A 25,475-nucleotide genomic window follows, 5' to 3' on the forward strand; every position below is an offset into this window, starting at 1 on the left:
TGGCGAAAGGCCGAGCCGCGCGACTTCTGGAAGGGATCACGTTTCCAGGGGACTAGGCCTGCCTAGGCCGCGCAGAACTTACGGCCGAGCGCGCCGCACGGGACGAGGTCGGCCTCGCGGTCGGCCAGGAGCTCGGCGATTTGCCCATGGCACGCGCCGCAGTCGCCGCCGGCGCGGCAGGCGCGGGTCACCTCGGCGACCGAGCGCGCGCCCGCGTCGAGGACTTGCTCGATCTCGGAGTCGGTAACGGCGAAGCAGCTGCACACGTACATCGCCCTTGAGTGATACTGAAACCCGTTTTCAATTTCAAGGGGCGCCAACGTTTTCTTCGAAACGGCGGCTTCAACTGACAACCGGCCTGAGGCCTCCTCGAAAACACGAGCCGCCGCGCCGCTCTCGGCGGCGCGGCTCCGGTCACGTCGCGCGAAGCGCGGACCTAGTCGCGAATTTGCTGGGCGAGGTAGTTGGCCTCGCCGAGCTGCTTGACGAGCTCAAGCTGAGCCTCGAGCCAGTCGACGTGCTCCTCTTCGGAGGTGAGAATGTCTCGGAGGAGCTCCTCCGTGCCGTGATCGCCGGCGTCACGGCAGGTCGCGATCGAGCGGTTTAACAGCGGGATCGCGACGAGCTCGACGCCGTAGTCGTTCTTCAACATCTCGGGGACCGTCTGGCCGACGTTGATCTTGCCGAGCCGCTGCACGTTCGGCAGCCCCTCGAGGTAGAGCACGCGCTCGATGAGGCGGTCGGCGTGCTTCATCTCGTCGATCGACTCGGCGTGGAGCTTCGCGGCGAGGCGCGCGAACCCCCAGTTCTTCAGCATCTTGCCGTGCAAGAAGTACTGGTTGATGGCGGTGAGCTCCCCCGTGAGGATTTCGTTCAGCAGATCGATGATTTTGGCGTCGCCCTTCATGCCCTCTACGATGCCGAAGTTCTGCTTGGGTTGCAACGCAACTGACCGAAATCACGGAAGATTCGCCTTTGACTTTCACTTTCACTTTGGCGGCGCGCCCCGGTCGGTGAGGACCTCCAGGCTGAGCCACACGTCGACGCCGGGGCGGCCGAGCCGACCGGAGCCGACCGCACGCACGAGCAAGCACTGGCAGGCGTCGCGGAGCTCGAGGGCGCCGAACGCGCCGAGGAGCGTGGGGCTGCGCGAGGTCAGCACCGCCCCGTCGGCCCCGCCGGAGACGCTCACGCGCCGCGCCACCGGGACGGTCCCACGACCTCCGACGGACGTGCCCGCGGAGGTCAGCCACGGACCGGGCGTGTCGGCGCCGCCGTCCGCGAGGCGCGCGGCCCCGGTCGCGTCGACCGTCGAGCCGTAGACGACCCGCCCCTGCACACGCACCCCGTCCTCGGGGCCCACCCGCGCTCGCGCCTCGGCGAAGGCGGCGCTGGGGAGGCCGGTGGCGTCTCCCGCGAGCCACCCCCCCTGCGCGGACGCCGCCGCCCAGCGCGAGCGCGCCGCGAGCCTGCCCTGCGCGCCGGCTGTGGGGCGATCGCGAGCGGTCAGCGCGCCCGCCGTGAGCTCGAGGCTGAGCGCCGAGCGGCTCGCGACGGGGCCCAGCGCCGTCCTCACGCCCGCAGCGACCGCCGCGGAGCGAGCCTCAGGCACGTCTCCGGAGAGCGGAGTGATCCCGAGGGCGGGGCGGCCCGACAGACCTCCTGCGGCCGCCGTGACGAGCGGCTCCACCGTGTGCACCAGTCCCCCGTTTCGGTCGCCGAAGCGGCGGGCGAGCGGCACGCCCGCGCGCGCGCGGACGAGCGCCGCGAGGAGCCCCAGCGAGTCTCGCTGCGGGCCGAGGCCGGGCCCGTGGGTGCCGGTCGCTTCCGCTGTCGCGCCGACCTTTCCGGCGATCGCGCCGAGCGTGCCCACGAGCTCCGCGCCGCCGCGCGCGCGAGCAACGTGAACCACGCCGCTCGCCTCGCCGGTCGTCGACAGCGAGCGCGCGGCCGCGTCGATCCAGCCCTGCGCCGCACCGCCGGCGGACACGCCGCGTGCGCCAAAGCCAACCACGGGGCCCGTCGCGCCGAGCGAGTCGATCGAGCCCCCGCGAGGGAGCGCGCTCTCTGCGCCGCCCGTCACGCGGCCCCACCCGGGAGCCCAGGTAGCCTCGATGGAGGCGCGATCCCAAGGCCGCGCGGCGTCGTCGAGCCGCGTCGTGGCGACGAGCGCGCGGTCCCCGCGGAGCAGGTCGAGGTCCCAGGACACGGGCGCGAGCGCGCCCGCGCCGAAGCCCCGTGCGTCGACGGAGAGCCCCGTGCGGGTGAGGTGATCCACGCGCACGTGGGTCTGCGAGGTGGGCGAGAGCAAGCGCGCGTCGACGACGCCCCCTCCGCGCGTGTAGCCGCCGAGTCGGAGGTCGAGCGCGCCGATCTCGCCCGAAGCGCGGTGCCATGGGAGGTGGCCGCCCAGACCTCCGTACAGTCCATCGCTGCCGCGGTACGCGAGAACCGGCGGGGGCAGACCCGGCCGGGACGGCGCGCGGAGCCAGAACGCGGGTAGCCAGAGCACCGGCAGGCCGTACAGCGCGAGCGTGGGGCGCTCGAGGAACAGATCCGCGGGCGGCGCCACCTTCGCCCCTTGGAAGGTGACCGAGAGCGGAGCGCCGAGGCACGGGCAGAAGGCGAGCGTCCCCTCGCCCTTCACGTCGAGCGGTCCGCCTCCGACGCGACGGAGGGAGACGCGGTGGCTTCGGAGGTGAAACGGCGGCGAGTCGACGCGGACGTCGCCCTCGAGCAGCAGCTCTCCGCGACCCGCGTCGAAGGTCACCGAGGAGGCGTGCACCTCCGCGTCCGCCGCGCGCGCGGCGCTCGGGTGCAGCCCGACGCACACCGCGGCGAGGCTGGCCCACGCGCGCTTCGTCGCGCGCAGCGAGCGGCGACGCACGCGGGGGACCGAGGCGCAGCGGCGGGCGGGGAGACAGCTCATGCAGCAACGGACCGAGGCGACGTGGCCATGGGTGTTACCACCACTCGGCGACGCCGCCTCGTTCATGCGCGCCTCCGCGCGCCGCTCAGGCCCGAGCGTCTGTCCTACGAGGTGCGGACGAGCTGAGCGCGGACGAGCTGTGTGCGGGGCTCAGACGCCCGAGGTCGACCCGGGCCGCCCCCCTACGCCGCGAGGTCCTCCGACGTGGGGCGCCGTCATGGGTGGATCCGGTGTCACTGGATCGACCCCCGAGCGTCAGAAGACGGTCGTGAACGTGTCGCGCCGCTGGCTCGGCGGCCACGTGAGCGCTCGCACGGACTTTTCGGCGCAGGCGACGATCTTCCGGGAGAGGCCCGCCTCGTAGCGGAGGGTCGCCGAGGACACGCCCCTCGGCTTGTGCTCGAACGCGACCGTCGCGGTCACGCCGATCGCGCGGCCGTTCCGCACCGCGGTCCTGATCGTGACCTTCGCGTGCGAGGGCACGGAGCAGCGGGCGAGGACGCCGTTCATCGGGCCCGTGAGCTGAGGGTCCGTGAGCTGGAGGCGGTCGTCGCGCGGGCCGGTGGGCTCGGGCTCACGGATCGCCTCCTCGTAGCTCGCGGTCGAAGGGGGCGCCGGGGTCGGGGCAGGCGTGAGGGGCACCTTGGACCAGTCCGTGGGTGGCGGCCTGACGTCGGCCGGGGGAGGAGGCGCCTCGGGAGGTGGAGGCGGCGCCGCGCACGCCGCGATCCGCGCGATCACGAACCATCCGAAAGGGAGCACACCCCGCACCCTCGCGAAGGTACTACAGCTTCGAGGCGATCGCCGGTGCTGTCGCCCGTCCATGGACCGCACGGACCGCAGAAACGACGGAGGCGACGCGACCGAGGGTGTTTCCACCACTCGGCGACGTCGCCTCACTCATCCGAGCGGCAGCGCGGCGCGCTCAGTAGGTGCGCGCGCAGCGCCCGCTGGCCTTGCCGTACTGCCAGGTGACGGGCTTCCAGCTCGCCGGCGTCGCGTTTCGGCCGGCGAGGTACGCCTCGTTGTAGCGCGCGTGGCCCTCCCACGAATAGCCCACGAGGGGCAGGTGCGGGAGGGGCCCCGAGTACCGCAGCACGCCGTTCTTGGGATTGCCCGCGCTGTCGATGCGGGTGCAGGCGGTCTCGCCCGGACCCGGCCTGCCGAACGTGGTGTCACAGTAGTCGGTGATGCGCGAGTTGACGGGCACCGGCGCGTCGGTCGGCGGGTTGTCGACCCACCCGGTCTCGAGGTTGTCGCCCGCGACGTCGTACCACCCCTGCCCGTTCGCCGAGGTGGCGAGCGTCTCGTCCATTTGGAAGCGGCCCGGCGCAGAGATGAGCGGGATCCCGTCGTTCGCGAGGTTGATGTTGGTGCCGTTCGCGTTCCGCAAGGGGAAGCGGTAGTGGTTGGGCTGCGTGTCGTCGATGCATCCGGGCCAGCCGACCGGGCAGCGGAAGCCGAGCGTGCCCTCGGTCGCGTGGAACCCGTTGCGCCAGTTGAACTCACCGGGCTGCAAGATCGCCGCCCACGGGTGGTACACGGTCGGGCCGCCGGGCAGCGCCTCCGCCTGACTCCCCCACACCTCGCGGTAGTCTTCCATGCGCGCGAGCTCGCCGCCGTCCCAGGCGCAGAACGCCATGTACATGAGCGAGTTGACGCAGTTGATGGGCTTCTCGTCCAGCGTGGCCTGCGAGTGCACGCGCGGCGTCATGCGGAAGGCGTTCCGCGTGGCGTCGTTCCAGTAGTAGGTCGAGTGGCCGTAGGAGCCGTTGCCGACGTAGCAACCGTCGGCCACGTTGATGGGATCGATGACCAAGGTCCCCATCGTGGTGACGAGGCTGAGGGCGGCCGTGGGCGTGGCGGTCGCCGGCACCACGCTGTCGATGAGGCCCGGGAAGTTCGCGGCGAGGTACCCGAGCTGCGAGGTGGGGTTCGCCGCCGCGTAGGCGTTGACCCACGCGCGGATGTTCGCCACGCCGCCGTTCGCCGCGGTGATCCCCGCGATGAAGCGGCGCATGCGGCCCGCGGTGATCTCGTACTTGTCGAGGCGACGCGTGGTCGTGGCCGGCAGCTTGAGCGTGGAGCAGCAGCTCTCGTGCGTGGCGGAGGGGGTCTCGCCGCCGCCGCAGGTCTCGATGCCCGACACGCCCTGGGTCGCCGTGCTCGAGCACGACGCGCCCGCCGCGCAGGTGTTCGTCTTCGGGCTGCAGGAGAGGCTCTTGCAGTCGTCGTTCACGAGGCACGCGATGGTGTTCTCGCAGCGGTACGCGGGGTTCGCCGCGGCGCCAGGGCCGCCGCAGTCGATGGCGGTCTCGCCCAGCGACGGCGAGAGCTTCCCGTCGGTGTACGACGGAGGCGCGCACACGCCGCCGGTACAGAGGCCCTCGCAGTCGTCGTCGCTTCGACACCGGTCACCGACGTTGCACTGCGCGGGGAACCCTACGCCGCAGGTCTGCGGCGGGGCCGAGTCCGCCGCGTCCGGTGTGGCGTCGGGTGTGCCGCCATCCGACGCGTCGGGGCCAGCGTCCGGCGGGGTCGCGTCGGGCCTCGCGCCATCCGGCAAGGTCGCGTCGGGGACTGAAGTGTCGGGCCTCGAGCCGTCAACGGGTGGAACCGTGGAGTCTACGCCCGGACCCGCGCCGTCCGGCAGCGCGCCGTCCGGCGAGGTGCTGCTGTCCGGGTTGTCCCCGGGAAGGTCCGCGTCGCCGCACGCGGCGACGAGGAGAGGGAGCATGACCGATGATCCCGCAAGCCAGAACAGTCGCTTCATGTGGACGGCCTCCAAGCCTACGAAGGTAGCGTGCACACATGAAACGCGCACTCACATTCTTCTCTTTCCCGTTAGATTCCAGGAGGCAGCAGCATGTAGGAGGGGCGCGCAGACCGCCCTTGGGCGGCCATGTGGTGAGCAGCCCCCCCTCCCCTGCCAGCCACTGCAAGGCCACTGGCCACAAGCGTCAGCCGACTGCCAACGAGCCAACGAAGGCCGCGTGCAGGGCGCGCTGGGCGGCCGCCGAATCGGCGCGACGGACGAGCGCGGAGAGCCGCAGCGCGTGACCTCCTCGCGACAGCGTGCGCACGCCAGCCGACGCGAGCGCCGAGGCGAACCGGGGCAGCCCGCGGTCGTTCAAGAGCCCGTCACCGACCACGGACACATAAGCCAGCTCCTCGTCGAGCGAGCCGCCCCCGAGGGTCGGCGCCAGCGCGGCCCGCGCGGAGCTCCAGTCGGGCACGTTCAGGAGCGGGATCACGGCGAAGGCATCGCCCTCGTCCTGCTCGAGGACGTCGAGCAGCGGCACCTCGCGCTCGTGCGCGCACTCGAGAAACGGGCCCGCGACGCCTCGCACCGTCGCGCGAACGACGTTGTCGAGGCCGACCACCGCCCGGGCCCCGGGCGCGGCGCCCGGCGACGCCACGGTCTCACGAACGGGCTGCCCCTCAGGGACCACGGGATCGCCGGTCCGTCGCGCGTGGAGCGCGATTTTGTTGCGCCGCGCCCACTCGACGGCCTGGGCGTTCAGCACCTTCGCGCCGGCCTCGCTCATCTCGGAGAGCGTCGCGAAGTCGACCTCAGGGAGGTGCTGCGCGTCGGCCACCACGCGTGGATCGGCCGTGTAGACCCCGTCGACATCGCTGTAGATCTCGCACCGATGGGCGCTGAGCGCGGCGGCGAGCGCCACGGCGGTCGTGTCGGAGCCTCCGCGTCCGAGGGTGGTGATCTCGCGCTTGTAGCTCATGCCCTGGTAGCCAGCCACGATCACGACCCGCCCGCGCGCGAGCTCGTCCTCGATGCGGTGGGGTCGCACCTCGATGATGCGCGCGTCGAAGTGCCGATCGTTTGTGAGGATGCCCGACTGGCTCCCCGTGAAGCTGATGGCCTCTTCGCCGCGGCCCGAGATCGCGATCGACAGGAGCGCCATCGTCACGCGCTCGCCCGTCGAGACGAGCATGTCGAGCTCTCTGCGCGGCGCCTCGCGCGGCTCGCGCGCCGCGCCGCTCGCCGCTGCCACCCGCTTCGCGAGCGCAAGCAGCTCGTCGGTGGACTTGCCCATGGCGCTCACGACGACCACCACGTCCCACCCGGCGCGCCGCGCCGCGACCACCCGATCGGCCACGTGCCCCACCTTCTCGACGTCGGCGACCGACGAGCCACCGTACTTCTGGACCAGCACCGCCATCCGAAGCCTCCTCTGTGAGGGCCCGAGCCCGCAGGACCGCTACCCGCTCCTTGGGGGTCGCCAAGCGACGAACAGCCCGAGGTGAGTTGCAATATACACACAATCGCCCTCGGGGTCGTACACGAGCTGCGCAGCCGCGCCCGACGCCGGCGCCGGGCTCCCGCGCGCCTCGAGGGCGCCGACGACCCGCGGGCCGTCCGCCCCGTGCGCGACGAGGGTGACGCGCCCCGGCTCCGCGTGCGCCGACACCACCACGGCCCCGCGCGCGCCACGCGCGCCCATGACGGTGAACGCGGACGCGCCGCGCGTACCCTCCAAGCGCTCGGCCGCCGGCGCGCCGGGCAGGACCTGGTAGACGCCGACCTCGTCGACCCGCAGCGCGACCAGTCCATCGCGCGCCGCGACCTCGCTCGGCGTGTGCTCGAACGGGAGCGCCGGGATGACGCGGCCAGGGAGCCGCGCCGAGGCGAGGGTGAGCTCGCCGTCGTCGTCCACGGCGATCCACAGCTCTTCGCACCCGCCCACTCCGCGCGCCACGTGGCCCGAGGGCAGCTCGGGCGGCGCGGCTCGGCGGGCCCGGGCCGCGGCCGCAGCGCCGGCGTCGAGCGGGGCGAGCGCCAGCACCTCCCGCGTCAGCTCGGCCGCCGTGGGGCGCGCGAACGCAGTGCTCCCCTGCACTCCGTCGGCGCAGATGGCGCCATCGACGAGCGCCACCGAGGTGACCCCCCCCTCCGCGAGGAGGCGAACCCCCCAGGCTTCGTCGGCCCACCCGAGGTCGCGCGGGTGCGCCTCGGCCACGAGGGCCCCGCGCTCGTACAGCTCCGCGTCGTCGACCTCGCCCTCGTCGTCCGCGTCGAGATCCGGGAGCGCGTCGGCGGTGAGCTCCTCGTCGTCTTCGGTCGGTCCCTCCTCGCCCTGATCGCCGGGCTGCTCTCCGGCGAGCGTGTCGACCCCGTCGAGGGCGTCCGCGTCGTCTTCTCCGCCGACGACGCCCTCTTCGAGATCGGCGACGAGCGACAGCTCGGGGAGCTCCGCGCCGAGATCTTCGTCCGGCGCGACGCCCGCGGCCTCTTCCTCGAGAGGGAGCCGGTCGGCGGCGAGCTCACTCAGGTCGACCTCGAGCCCATCGTCGCCGAGGCTCGCGACGGCGTCCTCGAGGGGATCATCGTCGTGCAGCTCGTCGTACTCCACGGGCGTCGCGGACTCATCGGCTTCGCCGTCCGCCTCTTCGGCCGGCGGCAGCTCCGGCAGAGGCTCTTCGTCTTCGCTTCGCGGCCAGGTCATGTCGCTCGAATGCGCGGAGCTTACGCCGTGTCGCCGCCGCGCGCCCCGAATTTCGTGGGGCAGGCTCGGGCGCCCGACGAGAGGCCACTTGCGTGACTTAGTCGCATTATTTCATAGACTTCGAACTCCACTTCCCACACAAGTGCGACCCAGCTAGCGTTGCCTTCCCACGATGCGACTGCTCGTTCTGTCTCGAAACGCGGCCCTCTACTCGACCAGCCGCCTCGTGCTCGCCGCCCGGGCGCGCGGACACGAGGTGAGCGTCATCGATCCGCTCGACCTCCAGATCGCCATCTCGAGGGGGCGCCCCGAGATGTACCTCGGCGCCGGGCCCATCCCGCACGCCGACCTCGTCGTGCCGCGCATCGGCGCGTCGATCACGAACTACGGGCTCGCGGTCGTGCGCCAGTTCGACATGATGGGCATCCCGGTGCTCAACACCGCCGTCGCGATCGCGCGCTCCCGCGACAAGCTGCGCAGCCTTCAGCTCCTCACACGCAAGGACATCGACGTCCCCAAGACCGTCTGCGCTCGGTCGCCCGACTCAGTGGGCACCGCGCTTCAATTCATCGGCGGGCCGCCCGCCATCGTGAAGCTTCAGCAGGGGGCGCAGGGCATCGGCACCATGATCGCCGAGACCCCGGCCGCGGTGACGTCGCTGCTCGAGACGCTCTGGGCCATGGGCCAAGACATCATCCTCCAGGAGTACATCGCCGAGTCGAAGGGGCGTGACTACCGCGCGATCGTCGTCGGCGGGCGTCTGGTCGCGGCGATGCGACGCCAAGCGAAGAAGGGCGAGTTCCGCTCGAACCTCCACCGCGGAGGCGCCGGCGTAGCCGTCGACCTCCCCGACGTGTACCGACGCGCCGCGATCGACGCAGCCCGGGTGATGGGCCTCGAGGTCGCGGGCGTCGATCTGCTCGAGGGGCGCGACGGCCCGAAGATCCTCGAGATCAACAGCTCGCCGGGCCTCGAGGGCATCGAGCGAACGAGCGGCGTGGACGTCGCAGGCGCGATCATCGCGCACGCCGAGCGCATCCATCAGCGACGCGCAAAGCGTGGTCACGACTCGGGCCTCGACGGCGAGCGCCGGAAGCGGCGGCTCATGCCCGCGAAGTCGGGGAAACTCGAGAAGCCACGGCGCAAAGGCCCCCTGTGATCACTGCATCCCGGCGCGGCACGACGCTGGTCCTCACGGTCGATCGCCCGCGCTCCAAGAACGCGCTCACGCGGGCCACGATCGCCGAGCTTACGCGGGCGTTCTCGGCCCTGCCGTCCGACGTGCGCGCTGTGGTCCTCACGGGCGCCGGCGGCACGTTCGTGTCCGGGGGCGATCTGCGCGAGCTCCGAGGCGTGAACGACCACGCCACGACGCGGGCCTTCTGCGACGAGGGGCGCGCGATGTGCGACGCGATCGAGGAGGCGCCGGCGCCCGTGCTCTGCGCGATCGAGGGGCACGCGCTGGGCGGCGGCGCGGAGCTCGCGTGCGCGGCGGATCTCCGCGTGATGGCCGAGGACGCCGTGCTCGGCTTCCGCCAGACGCGGATGGGGGTCACGACGGCCTGGGGCACCTGGGCGCGGCTGGCCGCGGAGCTCGGCCCCTCGCGCGCCGCAGACCTCGTCCTCACCGCACGCGATCTGACCGCGCGCGAGGCCCTCGACCTCGGGCTGGTGCAGCGCACCGCGGCCCCTGGCGGAGCCCTCGCCGAGGCGCTCGTCGTGGCCGGCGAGATCGCGGCAGGGGCCCCTCGCGCGGCCTCCGCCGTGAAGGAGCTGCTCCGGGCGTCGCGACGCTCGCCCGAGCTCCGGGCGCTCGAGCGCGAGCGGTTCGTCGACACGTGGACCTCGGACGACCACGCCCGCGCGGTCGAGGCGTGGTTCGAGGGACGCCCGCCTCGCTGGGGCGGGTAATTCGGTCGGCGGCGAAAACGCCGCCGTTCGGCGCTCGTCGTCGCGTCGGTTTTCGCGTAGAAAGCGCCCACCGTGCGCACGCCCCCCGCCCTCGCCGCCCTCGCCCTCAGCTTCCTCGCGGCCACCGCGTGCTCGCGCCCGCCCGAACCCCAGGCGAATCACCCGGCTTCCCCGTCCGCGGCGCCCTCGGCGGCGCCACTGCCCGCATCGTCGGCGGGCCTCGACGCGGCGACCGCCCCGACCGAGCGCGACGCTGCGACCGGGCTCGCCGACGCCGCCCCCGCGGACGCGCAGGAGTCGGCCCCGCCGGGCGCCGATTTCACGCCCCACGCCCTCGCGATCTTCAAAGCCGCGGCGTGCGGCGGCGACCGCGCGGCCCCCGCGAACATTCCCCCGGCCCTCATCGAGGCCCACTGCAAGGTGCTGCTCGCGTCCTATGCAGAATACAAGCGCTCGTGGGTCGACGTGGCGGGGCCGTTCATCGCGAAGCTCCGCCCCGCGAACCTCCCCGACACCGTGGTGTACCCGTTCGGCGGCGGCGACCTCGTGTCGACGCTCGCCACGTACCCCGACGCGCGCGAGATCACGACGATCTCGCTCGAGCCCGCCGCCGACCCCCGCGGGGTGATCGGCATCAACACGCCCCAGATGACCCGCGCACTGCGCGACATCCGCGCGCACCTCGGCAAGCTGTTCCTGAAGGCCCACAGCCGCACCGACAACCTCGGGATCGAGTCGCAGAGCGTCATCCCAGGCGAGATCGCCTTCTCGATGGCGGCGCTGGTCATCTATGGGTTCGAGCCCGTGTCGCTCCGGTATTTCCGCTTCGAGGACGACGGCAAGCTCCGCTACGTCACCGACGACGACCTCAAGGTCGCCGACAAACGGGCGCAGCGCGCCCTCTTCCAGAACGCGGAGCTGCGCTTCAAGCGGCCCGGCGAGGCGCGATCCCGTGTGCTGCGACACGTGGGCTACGACCTGTCCGACGGCAACCTGAAGGTGCGACCCCAGGTGATGCGCCACCTCGAGGCCAAGGGCAAGGTGTCGGCCATGACGAAGGCGGCGAGCCACCTGCTCTGGGACGACTCCTTCACGACGGTGCGCGAGTACCTGCTCACGCGCATGGAGTGGATGATCTCCGACACGACGGGCATCCCTCCTCGCCGCATCCGCGGGCGTGGCTTCGTGCACGAGGTGTACGGCGTGTACGAGTGGCCCGAGACCTTCGGCCTCGTCAACAACCGCGACGCGACCGACTTCAAGGAGCTCTTCAAAGGCCACGAGGCGATCTCGTTCCGCTACGGCTACCCGGACAACCGCGGCCATGGCCACATCGTCGTGACCAAGAAGGCGCCGTGAGCGCGCCGCGTCCCTTCGCGCGGCGAGCGCCGCGCTTCTGTACTAGTGTCTCCTGACGGCGATGCTGATCCTCTGCCTCTCCGACATCCACGGCAACCTCGACGCCCTCCGCGCGGTCCTCGCGACGGCCGAGCGTCGGAGCTTCCACAAGCTCCTCGTGGCCGGCGATCTGGTGTTCCCGGGCCCCACCGCGGAGTACGTGCCGGGTACGGCGCTCGAAACCTGGCGCCGGCTCTCGGCCGCGAACGCGGTGCTGGTGCAGGGGGTCTCCGACCGCGCGGTCGCGAGCCTCGACACCGACCACGTGGTCGCCACCTCCGACCACGAGCGGCTCATGCTGGCTCGCCTGCGTCAGGTGCGCGCCGAGCTCGGTGACCTCGTGGTGGAGCGCCTGCGGCGGCTGCCCACCCACGCGCGCATCCCCCTCGAAGACGGCGGCGAGCTGCTCCTCGTGCACGGCTCCCCCGCCGACGCGGCCGAGCCCCTCACGCACGACCTGGACGAGGAGGAGGCGAGCGCGCTCATCGGCGTCGACGGCGCCGACGTCGTGGTGTGTGGAATGAGCCACGTGCCGTACACGCGCGAGCTCGGCGACCTCAAGATCGTGAACGTAGGCAGCGTGGGCGAGGCCCCCGACGGCGCCCTCGACCTGCCGAACGGCTGGAAGAGGCCGCGCGTCGCGCACGCGACCTGGATCGAGAGCACGCCCGGCGCGCTGTCGATCGAGCACATCGCGGTGCCGCTCGACGGCTGAGGCCGCGCTCAACCGGGGGCGCGGAGCTCGAGCGTGGGGCCTTCCAGAACGGCGGTAAACCCCAATGGAATCGGCCTATTGCGCGTCCCATGCCCGAAGGGCGCGCCGGCCACGACCGGCACCCCGAGGGCGGCGGTGCGCTCTGCGAGCACGGCCTCCACGGTCACGCCGTCGGGGCCCGGCGCGCACTCGGTGAAGTCGCCCAGGACCACCGCCGAGAGGCGGCTCAGCGCCCCGCTCGCGCGGAGGGACGTGAGCATGCGGTCGAGCCTGTAGGGGCGCTCCGTGACGTCCTCGAGGAACAGCACGGCCCCGCTCGGTAGGGCGAGGCGACCCGCCGCCGCCTGGGTCGCGAGCATGGTCAGGTTTCCCCCCACGGCCGGGCCGCGCGCGCGTGCGACGCCGCTCGGGGCGTGGACGCTCTCGAGGTCGCTCCACACCTCTCCGGCGCCGCGCTCCAGCAAGGCCATGAGTCTCGCCCGCTCCAGGGGCGTGGCGCGCCCGAGCCCCGTGACGTTCGCCGCGTGGAGGCTGACGACGCCGCGACGCTGCGCCTCGAGGTGCAGCGCGGTGATGTCCGAGAAGCCCACGAGCCAGCGCGGGCTGCGCTCGAACGCCGCCCAAGGGAGCCCCTCGAGGACGCGGGTGAGCCCGTACCCCCCGCGCGCGCAGAACACGGCCCGGACCTCCGGATCGACGAGGGCCGAGGCGAGCTCCGCGGCCCGCCTCGCGTCGCTGCCCGCGAGGTACCCCTCGCGCGAGAGCACGTCGGCCCGGACGCGGACGCGGTAGCGCTGCGCGAGCCACGCGAGCCCGGCGAGCAGCTCGCCCCGCGGCGCGGGGCTCGAGGGGGCCACGACAGCGACGAGATCGCCTGGGCGAAGCGGCTCGGGGAGGCGCACGGCCGGAGTGTGGCAGAGCACGGGGCGCATGCCGAGCGCTTCGGCCGCCGACCGCGGGCGGGGCGACGCGGGAGCCGAGACTCGATGAGGCGCGCAAGTCGTTGAAACGCCTTTCGACAGGCTGCTAGGCTTAGGAGATGCAGTCTCGTTCGCGCTCATCGTCCGCGACGTCCGCGTCGCCTGCCGCCGTCGCCGCTCTCGCGCTCGCCCTCGCCGGGTGCAGCGCTGGCACCGGCGACGTCCCGGCGAAGAAGGAAATCGGTCCCCCTGTCGGCGACGGCAACCGCATCCGCGAGATCGCCGATCCGGGGATCGCCACGCGCCCGGCGCCGGGCTCCGACGTGACCGTCACGGGCGTCACTGTCGTCGCGGTGGACACCTTCGACGAGACCAAGAACGGCAAGAGCCGCGGCGCCATCTTCGTGCAAGATCTCGGGTCGAAGGAGCCGTACTCCGGCATTGGCATCTTCGCCCCGGCCTTCGTCCCTGGCGATCTCCGCGTCGCGGCGGGTGACGTGCTCGACCTGCGCGGCGAGTACCAGGAGAACAAGAACATTGGGACGGCGATCTTCCCCGAGGGCCAGGTGCTGCCGCAGCTGTCGCGACCGGTAGCGACCTTCCGGTACGATTTCAGGCCGCCCGAGCCCCGCGAGATCGACGTCAAAGACCTAAACGACTACGCCATCGGTCGACGCTGGATCGGCATGCTCGTCACCGTGAAGAACGTCGCCGTCGACGGGCGCATCACCGACAACGGCGGCCGCGTCACCGGCTTTCTCTTGCCCAAGGGCAGCGGCGCCGACGACCGCAATCGCCCGACGGTCACCAACGAGCTCTACGACCTGAAGCCCGCCGACGCGGAGAACAACCAAGGGTACGCGTCGATCACGGGCGTCGTGACCTACTTCTTCAACCTCCACATCGCGCCGCGGTCGGCGGCGGACCTCGTCAAGAGGTAGGTATTCGCGCAGGCCGCACATCGCGCGCGGACGCGAACGCGAACGTGACCGTGACCGTGACCGTGACGGCGCGAGGGAGACCTGGCTCGGGTCGATGGCCGGTCGCGGCCGCAGCGCTCGCGTTCGGTGCGCTCGCGTGCGGACCTCCGGCGCCCGCGGCGAGGCCAGGCCCGGACCTCGCACCGGAGCTCGAGCAGGTGCGGCGCGAACCGGGGCGCCCGGCGCTCGGCTACCAGGTCAGCGAGAAGCCCGCAGGTGCTGTGACGCTGCTGCTCTTCACCGCGGGCGCGCCCTCCGAGGCCCTCGCGGTGGCGACGCTCCTCGAGACCCGCCTCGCGCGCGACGGGCTCGCGCCGCGCCTGGTCGTCCGCGCCGACAGCGTCGAGGCGACGCTCCTCGTCGTGGGCCCCGAGGAGACGGCCCGCGCGCTCGCCGCGCTCCGCCTGGCGATGACGCGTTCGGTGGCCGCTGACGACGAGGCTGCGCTGCGCCGCTTGACCGAGCGCGCGAAGCCCTCCGCTCACGAGGTGCTCCTGCCGGTCCCCGCGCGCTGCGTCGCCGAGTCGACGGCCGCGGATCCCGGTCCGACCACGCTCACCGATCTCGAGCGCGCGCGGCGCGCCGCCGCGACCCAGCAGCGCGCGTCGCTTGGGGTCGCTGGGACCGAGCGCGCTGTGGAGGCCGCGCGCTCCGCGCTTCGCGAGGGCAACGCGTGGCCCTCGGACGCCACGCCGCCGTTCACCCTTGGGCCGGAGAGCCCGCCCGGGAGCGACGCGGGGCCGCGCCCCCACACGCTGCGCCTCCACGTCTCGCTCGAGACCCGCTCGGGCGCGAGCGCGGGGCGCGCGGCGGGCGTCCTCGGGCGCGCCGAGGGGCCCCTCGCCCGCCTCGTCGCGCGCGAGGGCGGAAAGGTGGTCCGCGTGGCCGGCGTCCCGCACCTCGGAGGGGGGTGCCTGGACCTCGAGCTGGCGCTCCCGCTGGAGCTGCCGCGGGCACGCGCGGGGCGGCTCGTGGCGCGGGCAGAGGCGCTCGCACGCGGCGCAGAGGCCACCCCGCCCACACGAGGTGCCGCACCCGAGGTGCCGAGCGAGGCGGCGCAGCGGGCGGCCGTGCTGGCCGCGACGAGCGTTCCGCGGACGGCGCCTCTCCGCGCCTATTTGTCTACATTTCCGGCGCTGGAGCTCCCGCCCGCCGCGCCGCCCGCGCGGAGCGCGACGGCCCGCGTGGAGTCCGGCCCGGGCGCGGAGACCTGGGTGCTCCTCGCGGCGCCCTGCGGGGCGCGCGACGAGTCCGAGGACGACGCCGGGTTCGCGGCGGTCGCCATGTCGGCGGCCGCGTCCACGGCGCCCTCGGGCGACGGCGCCGTCGTCGAGCCGTGGATCACGCCTACCGCGATCGGCCTCCTGGCGCATGGCCCGCCGCGCGCGGGCGAGCCGGCCCGGGCGACGCGCCAACGCCTCGCCTCCCTGGCCGCCGCGGCCCTCGCGGCGCCCGCCCCCCGCGGCGCCCTCGCCGCCGCCCGGGCTCGGGCGGTCGCGCACGTAGCCTCGAGCCGCGTGCGAGCCCTCTCGGCGGCAGGCGAAGCGCTGCTGCCCGGTCGTGTCCCCCTGGTGCTCCCCGGTGGCACGGCGACGTCCCTCGCTCGGGCAAGCGACGAGGCGCTCCGCGAGCGCGCGGTCGCGCTGGCAGAGGGCCCCCTCCAGGCGATCGTGCTGGCGCCGACCCCCGATGGGGCCGCGCCGCGCGATGTGGGGGAGGTGCTCGCCGCGTTTGCGTTGGGCAGCGATCCTGGCGCGAGCGCCGGCGGCTGCCGAGAGCTCCCGAAGCTCTCGCTCCCGACGACAGCGCGCGCGCTGACGGAGATCCCCCACGGAGGGGACGCCTCCGAAGTTCTGCTCCTCTTCCCGGACGCCAGCGAGGCGCCGGAGGAGGCCCTCGCCGGCCTCGCTGAGCTCGTGACCGAAGGCGGCCTCGCGAGCGAGCTCGGCGCCCGCGCGGCGGAGCTGCGAGTCGACGTGATCCCCGTCGCGGCCTCGCGCGCCCTGTCGGTGCGGTTCGTGGCGTCCGGCGGCGCCCGTGGAGCCCGCGAGGCGATCCTCGCGGCCCGCACCTTCCTGGCGCGCCCACCCTCCGAGCAAGCCCTGGCCCGACTCTCCCAGCTGGCCGAGGCGCGCCGCCGTCACGCCGACCAGGACCCGCGCGCGCTCCTTGGGCGCCTCCTCGTCGGAGCGCCCGCGCGACCCCTCTCGAGCGCCGCCCTCCGCGCGTCGGCGACCCATCTGTTCGCGTCGGGAGGTCTGGCCGCCGTCGTGGGACGGGCGCGGTGAGCGGCAACTTCCCCTGGGGCGCAGCGCCCACGCTCCCGACCTTCGGCGTCGACAGCCATGCCCTCCGCCTCCTCCGAGACGGCGTCGAGGCGTTCCCCGCGATGCTCGGCGCCATCGCCGCCGCTCGCGTCGAGATCCTCGTCGAAATGTATTGGGTCGGCGACGACGCCGTGGGCGCGCGCTTCCTACGCGCCCTCGTCGAGAAGGCGCACGAGGGCGTGCTGGTGCGCGTGGTCGTGGACGCGGTGGGCAGCTTGGGCCTCCGCGACAACTTCTGGGCTCCCCTCGAGCGCGCCGGTGGCCTCGTGAACGTCTACCACCCGCTCTCTCCCCTCGCGCGCTCGTTCCAGCTCCGGGCGATCGAGCTGCGCGACCACCGCAAGCTCCTCGTCGTCGACGGCGAGGTCGGCTTCACCGGTGGCATCAACCTCGCCCTCCCGTGGCTCCCGCGGGAGCACGGCGGCCAAGGGTTCCGCGACGAGGCCGTCGAGGTGCGCGGCCCGGTCGTGAGGCAGCTCCGAGGCCTCTTCTACAAGACGTGGCAACACCTCACGCGCGCGAAGCCGCCCGCCGACGTGCACCCGCTCGCGGTCGCCCGGAAGGGCCACGTCTGGGTGCTCGCCAACCAGCGCACGCGCCGCGGGCGGCGCGAAATCCTGCGCGAGTACCTCTTCCGAGTGCAGCGCGCCCAGCGCACGATCGATCTCGCCAACGCCTATTTCGTCCCCGAAGGCGCGTTCCGACACGCCCTCTACGGCGCCGTGAGGCGGGGGGTTCGCGTGCGGGTGCTCGTCCCATTTCGTGGCGACGTGGCCATCGTGCAGATGGCCCAAGAGTCGCTCTATCAGGACTTCCTCGACCACGGGCTCGAGGTGTATCTCCTTCGAGGAAGCGTGCTCCACTCCAAGTCCGCGATCGTCGACAGGCACTTCGTGACCCTCGGTAGCTACAATTTTGACGAGCGCTCGCGCTCGAAGAACCTCGAGCTGAACCTCGCCGTCGAGGACCCCGCCTTCGCCACGCAGGCGGAGGCGATGTTCGAGGCGTACCTCACGTCGTCGGAGCGACTGACCGGCGAGGCGTGGGCGTCGCGCGGCTCGCTGCGGCGAGGAGCCGAGCTCGTATCGTTCACCCTCCGGAGGTTCCTGTGAGCCTCGCGAGGGCACGCCAGGCGGCGCGCGCGGCCGGCTTCGTCGGGATCACGGGCGCTTTGATTCCCGTCTACGTGGCCCGCGATCGTCTCGCGAGCGCCGCGACGCGCGACGCCGTCCGTGATCGCTGGCTCGCGCGGTGGGCGGGCGCGCTGCTCCGCTTGTTCGCGGTGCGAGTGGAGCCCCTCGAGCCCCCGCCGCGCGCGTCCCCGGCGGCTACGCGGCGGGGCCGCCTCGTGGTGTGCAACCACCGGTCCGCGATCGACGTGGTGGTGCTGCTGGGCGTACTCGGGGGTCGCATGGTGAGCCGCGCCGACCTCTCGGGATGGCCCGTCGTAGGGGCCGCCGCGCGCTCCGTGGGGACGGTGTTCGTCGACCGAAGCGACCCGACGAGCGGCGCCTCGGCGATCCGCGAGGTGCGCGCGCTGCTCCGCGCCGGGCAGACAGTGATCGTCTTCCCAGAAGGCACCACCTTCGCCGGCGACGAGGTGCGCCCCTTCCAAGCGGGGGCGTTCCTCTCGGCCGTAAGCTCCGACGCCGACATCCTGCCGGTGGGTCTCGCCTACGAGGCGGGCTCGGACGCCGCGTACTTCAACGAGACCTTCCCAGCCCACCTCGCCCGTCTCGCTGCGGCGCCCCGAGAGACCCGCGTGCGCTTGGCGATCGGCCCAACCATCGCCACGCCGAAGGGCACACGCGCGGGCTCATTGGCGCAGGAGGCCCACGCCGCGGTCGAGCGTCAGGTCCGGCGGGCTCGCGCGTCGTTCGGTTCCTGAGGCGTCAGCTCCGCCGCGCTCGCCGCCGAGCGACCACGACGCCGGCGAGGCCCGCGATCGCGAGCAGCCCCAACGCGCTCTTCGCCATCGCGTTGCGCGGCGGGGCCGTCGCGCAACCACCCGCGTCGTCGGGAGGCAGGAGAGTGCGCGGGCCGCTCGACGACGGCGCCGCCGGTCCTGGGGTCGTACCGGCGTCGCCTGGAGGCGCTCCGCTGTCCGTCGTCGACGTCGACGTAGGCGGAGGCGGCGGGGGCGGCGGCGGCGACCCCGCGTCGGGCGCGGGCGGGGCCCCTGCGTCGACGCAGGCAGGCCCGACGCAGATGTCGGCGCACGTAAAATACGTATCGCCAGCAGCCAGGGATTGCTGATTATTTCCGCACGCTTGCCCGATCATCAGCTGGCGCACCGCGAGGGTACACGCGGTGCACGACTTGCCCGCGGGCAGCGTGACGCTGACGGTGCGCTTCGACGGCACCGCGGTGCCCGCGGGGTCGTTCACCTGGGTGAGGATTTGAAAGCCCTGGTCGTTCGCCTCCGAGAAGAGCACCTGGAAGCACCCGCGGTGGTCGATCGTCTCGGTGAACTCGACCTGCACCGTCTGCCCCACAGTGTACACCGTGGGCTTCGTCGTCCGGGCGACGCCGCCGCACGGGCCATTCTTGTGAGCGTCCGCGCCAGCCTTCCCCACGTCGCGAGGTGGCGGCACGTTCAACAGCGTGTGCGCCGCCGCCGGCGCGGAGACGGAGACGGAGACGGAGACGAGCCCGAGCAAGAACAGCGGGACGAGACGTGGGCGCATAGGTTGAACTTACACCGTCTTGTCAACCTCGTCTCGTCGGACGCGTCGGGTCGGCGAGACCCAGGCCGATCTGACCCGCGGGCGGCCTCGACACGGAGCGGCTCGCGGGGTCGAAGAAGCGCCAGGCGCGCTCTGCGTGGTCCCCCGCGTAACCCACCCCCACACGCGGCGACACGGCCACCACCCGCGGCGAGCCGGCCTGCTCCGCGAGGTACAGGGCGGTGGACGTGACGAGGTCGACGCCGCCGGCCTCTCGCCCTATCCCCAGCGCACGCGTGACGCGCCCGGGCCCATCGCCCCTCGCGTCGCCTGGCCCGTCCGGCTCGACCCCCCGGACGAGCACGGCGTGCCCCTCTCCCTCACTCGCGCACACGACGTTGAAGCAGAGGTGCATGCCGTAGACGAGGAACACGTACGCGTGGCCGGGCGGGCCGAACAGATCTCGGCGCGCCGCGGTGCGACCGAACCGGGCGTGGCACGCGCGGTCTTCCGGGCCCGCGTACGCCTCGGTCTCGACGATCGTCCCCACGCGGCGCAGGCCGCCGACCTCGCGCACGAGCCGCGCCCCGATCAGCGCCCGCGCGACGCACACCGCGTCACGCGCGAAGAACTCTCTCGTGAGCCTCCGCACCCGCCACCTCCGCTTCGCCACATCGACTCCCGTCGGCGCCCCGAGAGCCTACCTCGCCCGCGCGCGTGGCGCGACGGGCCCGAGTCCGACCGCTCCCCGGAGGGAGTGGCGTGTGCTAAGCAAGCCCCCATGGATCTCACAGTGCTCCTCGAGCCGAAGCTCGATCTGGCGCGTCTCACCGACGTCCTCGACGGCATGGGCCACGAGGGGCGCCTCCACACGGTGCGGGGCTGGGGCAAGCACCGCCAGGCCGAGCTCTTCGAGGCGGCCAAGGGCTACCGGCCGCTCACGCTCAGCCACTTCGTGCCGGACGACGTGCCCGATCTGACCGAGGTCATCCACGACGGCAGGAACACCCTGCCGCTGTTCAACAACTTCCAAAAGCGGTTCTGCCGACCCGAGGCGGGCGCGACGGAGCTCCACGGGTACAACGAGGGCTCGACGCGCGTCTTCACGGGCCCCGGGTACTACGTCGCGACCGAGCGAGATGGCGAGCTCGTGATCGACTACCGGAAGAAGGCCACGGTGAAGGACCCCCGCTGGCCGGAGATCCTGCCGAACAGCCAGAAGCTCGGGTTTCTCGTGTACGAGGGCATGGTCGACTACATGCGCGGGCTCTCGAACCACGTCTCCATCGGCCGCGCGGAGAAGGGCGGCAAGCTCATCGACGCGTATTTCGTGCTCGTGCGGCAGGACAGCCCCGCGGCCTCCTGATGTCGTTCGACCAGTTCGTCGAGCTGCACGCGGCGCTCCTCGTGAAGCACGCCCGTGCGCACGCGGCCCACACGCCCGATTCGCTCGCGCCGGAGGACCTCGTCGCCGAGCTCGCCCGCGTGCTCGAGGGTGTGGAGTCGTCGGGCGTCGACCTCTTCGCCATCCCGAGCCCGGACGGATACCTGCGGGCCGCGATGCCGCTCGTCGGCCGACGCGCGAAGCGGCGGCGCACGCTCCTCGAGCAGATCACCTCCGGCGACGACGTCGACGCCGTGAGCGCCGACCTCGCGGCGCTCGAGGCCGAGCTTCCGCCCGCGCCGGCCCCAACCTCCGCGGCCGCGCGCGACGCGCGGGCCCGGCTCGACGCCGTACACGCGGGGCTGTCTCCGCGGGACGCCCTGGCGTTCGCGCTCTGCTTCGAGGACGACCGGCAGCTCGAAGGGGCCGCCAGCGCCCTCACCACCGCCACCGAGGACCTCGCCGCGAGCCGCGCGAGGGCCCTCACGCTGGTGCGCGAGCTGCGCACCTTCGGCGAGTCGGCGCGGCACGCGTCCGACGAGGAGCTGGGCCAGCTGCTGACCACGCTCGCGCGGGAGGCCGCCGATCCCGCCTGCTCGCCCAAGCACCTCGACGACCCGCTCATCGCGCTCGTCCGGAGCGGCGATCCGAGCGACGACCTCGCCGACGCGGTGTCCCACGTCGCCAAGTGTGTGGATTGCCGCGCCCGCGTGGCCGAAGGCGAAGCCACCCACCGCGCGGTGGTGGTCATGGCGATCGACGCCGGGGCGAACGCCACGGCCGCGTTCCTCGCGAAGGCGGCCGAGGGCTCCCACGCGCGCCTCGTCGACCGCGGCGGAGGGCGCTACACCGCCGTGCTCGAGGCCGATAACCTGAGCGACTTCAAGGCCAAGCTCACGGCCGGCGGGGTGGCCCGGGTCGCCGTCGCGGGTCAGGTCGAGCTGCCCATCGCGCGACGGCGCGCCGCGAGCCTCGTCGATCCGACGGAGGCCGGGGGGACCGACGGCGCGGAGCTGAAGGCGTGGTCGGACATCGCGAAGGTGCAGGTCGCGCGACCGCCCGCGCGACCGCCCACGGCCGACGGCCCCGCGAGCCGCCCGCACGTGGGTGTCGTGCTCGCCGCCCTCGCCGCCCTCGCCGCGCTCGCGATCGGCGTCGCGGTGCTGGCATCTCACTGAAGTCCGCCGAGGAGCGGCCGCCATGCTTCCCCCACGCAGCGACCACGACTCCACGACCTCGCTCACGCTCCGCGTGCTCACGTCGATCCGCGAGGTGCCCGAGGCCGCGTGGGACGCGCTCCTCACCGAGCGCTCGAGCCCGTTCGTCGAGTGGCAGTGGCTCGCGTGCCTGGAGGACAGCGGCTCGGTCGGCGAGGGCACGGGGTGGCTCCCCCGCCCCTTCGCGCTCTACGAGGACGAGCGCCTGGTCGCCGCGGCGCCCGCGTATGTGAAGCTCCACAGCGAGGGAGAGTTCGTCTTCGACTGGAGCTGGGCCGACGTGGCCGCGCAGCTCGGCGTCGAGTACTACCCGAAGCTCGTCTTCGCGGTGCCCTTCACGCCCGCCACGGGCGACCGCGTCCTCGTCGACCCCGCGCTCCCTGCCGAGCGCCGCGCCGAGCTCGTCGCGGCCATCGCCGACGCGGCCTCCCGGCTCTGCGGGGACGTGGAGCTCTCGTCGGCGCACGCCCTGTTCGTGCGCGACGACGAGGCCGCGGCGTGGGGCCGCGCCCGCTACTTCGAGCGCCACGGAATTCAATTTCACTGGCACAATCAAGACTTTACGAACTTCGAGGGCTTCCTCTCGACCCTGCCCTCCAAGAAGCGCACGCAGGTCCGCCGCGAGCGCGCGCAGCTCGCGCGCGACGGCGTCGAGCTCCGCACCGCGCGCCCCGACGAGCTCACCCCCGAGCTCGCGCGCGAGATGCACGCGCTCTACCTCACCACCGTCGACAAGTTCGTCTACGGCCGGCGTTACCTCACCCGGCGGTTCTTCGAGCTCGTCGCGGAGCGCTTCGCCGGACGCCTCGCGTGGGCGCTGGCGCGGCGAGACGGCGCGCTCATCGCGAGCGCCTTCAACGTCAAGCGAGGCGGCGTGCTCTACGGGCGCTACTGGGGCGCGCACGTCGACCTGCCCTTTCTGCACTTCAACGTGTGCTTCTACCACGGCATCGAGGAGGCCATCCGCGAGGGTCTCCACACGTTCGAGCCTGGGGCGGGCGGCGAGCACAAGCGGGTCCGCGGCTTCCGCCCCACCCTCACCCGCTCGATGCACCGCGTGCGCGACCCGCGCCTGGCTCGGCTCGTCGAGCCCTTCCTCGCCCGCGAACGCGCGGCGATCGCGCGTCACCTCGCGGAGGACGCCGAGGGCTGAGCGCCGCGCCGATCAGCGCGCGACGAAGGTGTCTTTCGCCTTCCGGGCCGCGGCGAAGGCGTCGACGTCGGAGGCGTCGCCCGGCACCCCGAGGGTCGCGCGGAGCTCGGGCGACGAGGCCCGCAAGAACGGGTTGTGGAGTCGCTCGCGACCCATGGTGCTGCCCACGGTAGGCTCGCCACGACCGCGGGCGGCCACAGCCTCCGCGCGGGCCTGGGCGATCGCCTCGCTCGACGGCTCGAGGTGGGCGGCGAACGCCAAGTTCGCCACGGTGTACTCGTGTCCGCAGTAGACGCGCGTCTCGGCGGGGAGCGCGGCGAGCCGGCTCAGCGAGGCGTGCATCTGCGCGGGGGTGCCCTCGAACATGCGCCCGCACCCGGCGATGAAGAGGGTGTCGCCCGTGAACACCGCGGGCGCGGCGCCCTCGGCCTCACAGACGTACGCCAGCGCGCCGAGCGTGTGCCCCGGCACGAACATCACGCGCACGCGAATGTCGCCGAGCGTGTGGGTGTCGCCGTCGGCGAGCCCGAGGGTGAGCCTCGGGAGGCGCGCCCGATCGGCCTCGAGACCGACGACGACCTCGACTCCGAACGTGTCGCACACGTCGTCGACCCCGCCCACGTGGTCCAGGTGGTGGTGGGTCGCCCACACCTCGCGGAGCGCGAAGCCCTCCGCCAGGAGGGCGCGCACCGGCGCCTCGACCCCCGCGAGGTTCGACGGATCGACGAGCGCCGCGGTGCGCGTGGCGTCGCACACGACGAGGTAGGCGTAGTTGTCGCTGAGGCACGGCACGGGGAGGACTCGCATGGCCCCGGAAGGTACCGGCAGGACGGCGGCACCTCAACCGCGCTTCGATCCCCCGCGCGCTCCACCCGTCAGGGCGCCTTCGCGCGCCGCGCCCGCGCGTCGGCTATTTGCTGCCCTCGAGGCACCCTTTCCCGCACCGGGTCGCGGGCACGTCTTTGATGCCCGCCGTCGCTTCCTTGTATCGTGCACGCATTCGTTCGAAGTCGTCGCCCTTGAGGATCGGCGAGAGCTCGCCCGGATCGGCCTCGAGGTCGAAGAGGTTGAAGTAGAGCTGCTGGGCGCCATAGGCGACCATCTTCCACTTGCCGGAGACCACGGCGCGGCGACGGTCGTTGTCGCTGGTCGCGGGAAGATCGACGACCACATCACGCGCCACCGCCGGCCCGCCCAGGAGCTCGGGGACCAGGCTCTTTCCTGGGAGCGTCTCGGCGCCCTTCACCCCGAGCAGGTCGAGGAACGTCGGCGCGAGATCGATCGCGCTCCGCGGCTCGTCGATGCGTCGCGGCCGCGCTCCGGGCGCGCGCACCATGAGCGGCACCCGCACGAGGTTCTCCCAGATCTCGAAGCCGTGGCGGGTCTGGCCGTGCTCGCCGAAGGCCTCGCCGTGGTCGGACGTCACCACCACGACCGTGTCTTTGCCCCACGGGGCGGCCTCGACGAAATCGAGGAGCTTGCCCACGTACCGATCGGTAAAGAGCACCTCTCCGTCGTATCGGTCGCGGGCCCTCTTGCCGAAAGGCTCGACGCCGTCGGCCGTGTGATCCTGGTAATTGTCGTGCGGGTCGAGGAAGTGAAACCAGGCGAAGAACCGCCCGCTCTGGGCGCGCGCCGCGGCCGCCGTGAGCAGCTCCTCGGCGAGCTGCTCGTGCGCGGGGCTCGTGACGTTCTCGTCGGCCTTCGCGTTCCACTTCAGGTTCGGCAGGATCTTCCACACGTCGAAGCCCTGCTCGAAGCCGGCGCCCTCGAAGTACCCGTGGGCGTGCGCGCTCGCCGTGTGCACGTGCGCGGCCTGGAGGAGCTCGGGAAAGAACTGATTCGACGCCGCGTACTTCCCGAAGAAGTAGCCGTCGCGCGAGAGCTCGTGGGGGTAACGCCCGGCGAGCAGGCCGCCGAGGCTCATGGAGGTGTACGACGAGATCGCGTAGGCGTGGGTGTAGCTCACGCTCTGGGCCTCGAAGGCCGTGAGCCGCGGGGCGATGGCGCGCGGGTACCCCGCCCACGGCATGTCGCTCCGGAGCGAGTCGACGCTGATGAGCAGCACGTTTCGAGGGCGCGCGGGAGACGGCGCGGCGGCGGCGGCGTCCGCGAGGGCGGCGACCGGCGCGGGCGGCGCGGACGAAGGCGAGGCGCCGCTTGCCGGCGCCCCTGGCTTCGCGACGCTGGCCTCCGACCGCGAGCAGCCCGGGAGCGCCGAGAGCGCCACGAGCGCCGCGGCGAGCGCCGACCCGAGGGCCGCGCGGCCACGGCGCGGGCGCGCCGGGTCGAGCGTGACCTCGTCGGAGTGCGGGCGAGCCCCGCGCGAGTGCCGTTTGCGCATCGGGCTGCAAGAGCGCATCTCGGCTAAAAACGCAACTCTTGTGCAAATTTGGGCGCCCGCGCGGCG

At 72.9% G+C, this 25,475-nt stretch carries 23 protein-coding genes; 11 read left to right on the forward strand and 12 right to left on the reverse strand.

All coding sequences use genetic code 11. From position 1 onward, the window contains the following. Positions 1–62 precede the first annotated feature (62 nt). The 7 genes from IPQ09_06945 to IPQ09_06975 all read right to left on the reverse strand — a co-directional run bounded on the left by IPQ09_06945 (position 63) and on the right by IPQ09_06975 (position 8,394). Complete coding sequence (locus IPQ09_06945) at positions 63–272, reverse strand: (2Fe-2S)-binding protein (GenBank protein MBL0193951.1); 210 nt, start codon at positions 270–272, stop codon at positions 63–65. Between the two features lie 164 nt (positions 273–436). Continuing rightward, positions 437–907: a bacterioferritin gene (gene bfr, locus IPQ09_06950; GenBank protein ID MBL0193952.1), complete on the reverse strand. Its 471-nt coding sequence runs from the start codon at positions 905–907 to the stop codon at positions 437–439. Positions 908–988: 81 nt separating this feature from the next. Then, complete coding sequence (locus IPQ09_06955) at positions 989–2,929, reverse strand: hypothetical protein (protein ID MBL0193953.1); 1,941 nt, start codon at positions 2,927–2,929, stop codon at positions 989–991. Positions 2,930–3,184: 255 nt separating this feature from the next. Next, positions 3,185–3,691, reverse strand: coding sequence for a hypothetical protein (locus tag IPQ09_06960; GenBank protein ID MBL0193954.1), 507 nt, complete (start codon positions 3,689–3,691; stop codon positions 3,185–3,187). A 163-nt stretch (positions 3,692–3,854) separates the two neighbouring features. After that, positions 3,855–5,666: a hypothetical protein gene (locus IPQ09_06965; protein ID MBL0193955.1), complete on the reverse strand. Its 1,812-nt coding sequence runs from the start codon at positions 5,664–5,666 to the stop codon at positions 3,855–3,857. A 223-nt stretch (positions 5,667–5,889) separates the two neighbouring features. After that, the gene (locus tag IPQ09_06970) at positions 5,890–7,110 is read right to left on the reverse strand and encodes an aspartate kinase (GenBank protein ID MBL0193956.1); all 1,221 of its coding nucleotides are present in this window, start codon (positions 7,108–7,110) and stop codon (positions 5,890–5,892) included. A 39-nt stretch (positions 7,111–7,149) separates the two neighbouring features. Then, positions 7,150–8,394 carry a hypothetical protein gene (locus IPQ09_06975; GenBank protein ID MBL0193957.1) on the reverse strand — a complete coding sequence of 415 codons (1,245 nt, stop codon included), beginning with the start codon at positions 8,392–8,394 and terminating at the stop codon, positions 7,150–7,152. A gap of 172 nt (positions 8,395–8,566) precedes the next feature. Here IPQ09_06975 and IPQ09_06980 point away from each other — a divergent pair, with 172 nt between their 5' ends. The 4 genes from IPQ09_06980 to IPQ09_06995 all read left to right on the forward strand — a co-directional run bounded on the left by IPQ09_06980 (position 8,567) and on the right by IPQ09_06995 (position 12,418). Beyond that, positions 8,567–9,553, forward strand: a complete 987-nt coding sequence (locus tag IPQ09_06980; GenBank protein ID MBL0193958.1) for a RimK family alpha-L-glutamate ligase — start codon at positions 8,567–8,569, stop codon at positions 9,551–9,553. Further along, entirely contained in the window at positions 9,550–10,305 is a 756-nt protein-coding gene (locus IPQ09_06985; GenBank protein ID MBL0193959.1) for an enoyl-CoA hydratase/isomerase family protein, read from the forward strand. Before IPQ09_06980 ends, IPQ09_06985 begins: the two co-directional genes overlap by 4 nt. A 72-nt stretch (positions 10,306–10,377) precedes the next feature. Beyond that, positions 10,378–11,664 (forward strand): hypothetical protein, encoded by a 1,287-nt coding sequence (locus IPQ09_06990; GenBank protein ID MBL0193960.1) that lies wholly within the window; start codon positions 10,378–10,380, stop codon positions 11,662–11,664. A gap of 61 nt (positions 11,665–11,725) precedes the next feature. Beyond that, positions 11,726–12,418, forward strand: a complete 693-nt coding sequence (locus IPQ09_06995; protein MBL0193961.1) for a metallophosphoesterase family protein — start codon at positions 11,726–11,728, stop codon at positions 12,416–12,418. 8 nt (positions 12,419–12,426) lie between these two features. Here the strand turns inward: IPQ09_06995 and IPQ09_07000 are convergent, their stop codons facing one another. Then, complete coding sequence (locus IPQ09_07000; GenBank protein MBL0193962.1) at positions 12,427–13,350, reverse strand: LD-carboxypeptidase; 924 nt, start codon at positions 13,348–13,350, stop codon at positions 12,427–12,429. Positions 13,351–13,457: 107 nt separating this feature from the next. Between IPQ09_07000 and IPQ09_07005 the strand changes: the two genes are divergently transcribed. The 4 genes from IPQ09_07005 to IPQ09_07020 are packed head-to-tail and all read left to right on the forward strand — an operon-like array spanning position 13,458 to position 18,533. Further along, entirely contained in the window at positions 13,458–14,279 is an 822-nt protein-coding gene (locus tag IPQ09_07005) for a hypothetical protein (protein MBL0193963.1), read from the forward strand. Positions 14,280–14,323: 44 nt separating this feature from the next. Beyond that, on the forward strand, positions 14,324–16,606 hold the full coding sequence (locus IPQ09_07010; GenBank protein ID MBL0193964.1) for a hypothetical protein: 2,283 nt from the start codon (positions 14,324–14,326) through the stop codon (positions 16,604–16,606). Next, entirely contained in the window at positions 16,603–17,757 is a 1,155-nt protein-coding gene (locus IPQ09_07015; GenBank protein MBL0193965.1) for a hypothetical protein, read from the forward strand. The genes IPQ09_07010 and IPQ09_07015 overlap by 4 nt, the downstream gene beginning before the upstream one ends. After that, complete coding sequence (locus tag IPQ09_07020; protein ID MBL0193966.1) at positions 17,754–18,533, forward strand: 1-acyl-sn-glycerol-3-phosphate acyltransferase; 780 nt, start codon at positions 17,754–17,756, stop codon at positions 18,531–18,533. The genes IPQ09_07015 and IPQ09_07020 overlap by 4 nt, the downstream gene beginning before the upstream one ends. Positions 18,534–18,537: 4 nt before the next feature. On the opposite strand, the gene IPQ09_07025 is transcribed toward IPQ09_07020, so the two are convergent. Then, positions 18,538–19,332, reverse strand: coding sequence for a lytic polysaccharide monooxygenase (locus IPQ09_07025; GenBank protein MBL0193967.1), 795 nt, complete (start codon positions 19,330–19,332; stop codon positions 18,538–18,540). Between the two features lie 22 nt (positions 19,333–19,354). Beyond that, positions 19,355–19,963, reverse strand: a complete 609-nt coding sequence (locus tag IPQ09_07030) for a DNA-3-methyladenine glycosylase (GenBank protein MBL0193968.1) — start codon at positions 19,961–19,963, stop codon at positions 19,355–19,357. Between the two features lie 129 nt (positions 19,964–20,092). On the opposite strand from IPQ09_07030, the gene IPQ09_07035 reads away from it, so the two are divergent. From IPQ09_07035 to IPQ09_07045, 3 genes are read left to right on the forward strand one after another with little or no spacing between them, the layout of a single operon-like run. Then, complete coding sequence (locus IPQ09_07035) at positions 20,093–20,677, forward strand: hypothetical protein (GenBank protein ID MBL0193969.1); 585 nt, start codon at positions 20,093–20,095, stop codon at positions 20,675–20,677. Then, a complete protein-coding gene (locus tag IPQ09_07040; GenBank protein MBL0193970.1) occupies positions 20,677–21,873 on the forward strand; it encodes a hypothetical protein in 1,197 nt (398 codons plus the stop codon). The genes IPQ09_07035 and IPQ09_07040 overlap by 1 nt, the downstream gene beginning before the upstream one ends. Positions 21,874–21,895: 22 nt before the next feature. Further along, positions 21,896–23,065, forward strand: a complete 1,170-nt coding sequence (locus IPQ09_07045; protein ID MBL0193971.1) for a GNAT family N-acetyltransferase — start codon at positions 21,896–21,898, stop codon at positions 23,063–23,065. A gap of 12 nt (positions 23,066–23,077) precedes the next feature. Here the strand turns inward: IPQ09_07045 and gloB are convergent, their stop codons facing one another. Together gloB and IPQ09_07055 are read right to left on the reverse strand one after the other, a co-directional pair. Next, the gene (gene gloB / locus IPQ09_07050) at positions 23,078–23,872 is read right to left on the reverse strand and encodes a hydroxyacylglutathione hydrolase (protein MBL0193972.1); all 795 of its coding nucleotides are present in this window, start codon (positions 23,870–23,872) and stop codon (positions 23,078–23,080) included. A gap of 103 nt (positions 23,873–23,975) precedes the next feature. After that, the gene (locus IPQ09_07055) at positions 23,976–25,409 is read right to left on the reverse strand and encodes a sulfatase (protein MBL0193973.1); all 1,434 of its coding nucleotides are present in this window, start codon (positions 25,407–25,409) and stop codon (positions 23,976–23,978) included. Positions 25,410–25,475 lie beyond the last annotated feature (66 nt).

The organism is Myxococcales bacterium (assembly GCA_016720545.1).
GTDB lineage: Bacteria > Myxococcota_A > Polyangia > Polyangiales > Polyangiaceae > JAAFHV01.

Bases quoted from the DNA above. Each gene is read 5' to 3' on its own strand.
- IPQ09_07005 (MBL0193963.1), top strand. From the start codon at position 13,458: ATGCAGTCTCGTTCGCGCTCATCGTCCGCGACGTCCGCGTCGCCTGCC.
- IPQ09_07040 (MBL0193970.1), top strand. From the start codon at position 20,677: ATGTCGTTCGACCAGTTCGTCGAGCTGCACGCGGCGCTCCTCGTGAAG.
- gloB (MBL0193972.1), bottom strand. From the start codon at position 23,872: ATGCGAGTCCTCCCCGTGCCGTGCCTCAGCGACAACTACGCCTACCTC.
- IPQ09_06955 (MBL0193953.1), bottom strand. From the start codon at position 2,929: ATGAGCTGTCTCCCCGCCCGCCGCTGCGCCTCGGTCCCCCGCGTGCGT.
- IPQ09_07035 (MBL0193969.1), top strand. From the start codon at position 20,093: ATGGATCTCACAGTGCTCCTCGAGCCGAAGCTCGATCTGGCGCGTCTC.
- IPQ09_07000 (MBL0193962.1), bottom strand. From the start codon at position 13,350: ATGCGCCCCGTGCTCTGCCACACTCCGGCCGTGCGCCTCCCCGAGCCG.
- IPQ09_07055 (MBL0193973.1), bottom strand. From the start codon at position 25,409: ATGCGCAAACGGCACTCGCGCGGGGCTCGCCCGCACTCCGACGAGGTC.
- IPQ09_06965 (MBL0193955.1), bottom strand. From the start codon at position 5,666: ATGCTCCCTCTCCTCGTCGCCGCGTGCGGCGACGCGGACCTTCCCGGG.
- IPQ09_06995 (MBL0193961.1), top strand. From the start codon at position 11,726: ATGCTGATCCTCTGCCTCTCCGACATCCACGGCAACCTCGACGCCCTC.
- IPQ09_07025 (MBL0193967.1), bottom strand. From the start codon at position 19,332: ATGCGCCCACGTCTCGTCCCGCTGTTCTTGCTCGGGCTCGTCTCCGTC.
- IPQ09_06975 (MBL0193957.1), bottom strand. From the start codon at position 8,394: ATGACCTGGCCGCGAAGCGAAGACGAAGAGCCTCTGCCGGAGCTGCCG.
- bfr (MBL0193952.1), bottom strand. From the start codon at position 907: ATGAAGGGCGACGCCAAAATCATCGATCTGCTGAACGAAATCCTCACG.
- IPQ09_06980 (MBL0193958.1), top strand. From the start codon at position 8,567: ATGCGACTGCTCGTTCTGTCTCGAAACGCGGCCCTCTACTCGACCAGC.
- IPQ09_06945 (MBL0193951.1), bottom strand. From the start codon at position 272: ATGTACGTGTGCAGCTGCTTCGCCGTTACCGACTCCGAGATCGAGCAA.
- IPQ09_07045 (MBL0193971.1), top strand. From the start codon at position 21,896: ATGCTTCCCCCACGCAGCGACCACGACTCCACGACCTCGCTCACGCTC.
- IPQ09_06970 (MBL0193956.1), bottom strand. From the start codon at position 7,110: ATGGCGGTGCTGGTCCAGAAGTACGGTGGCTCGTCGGTCGCCGACGTC.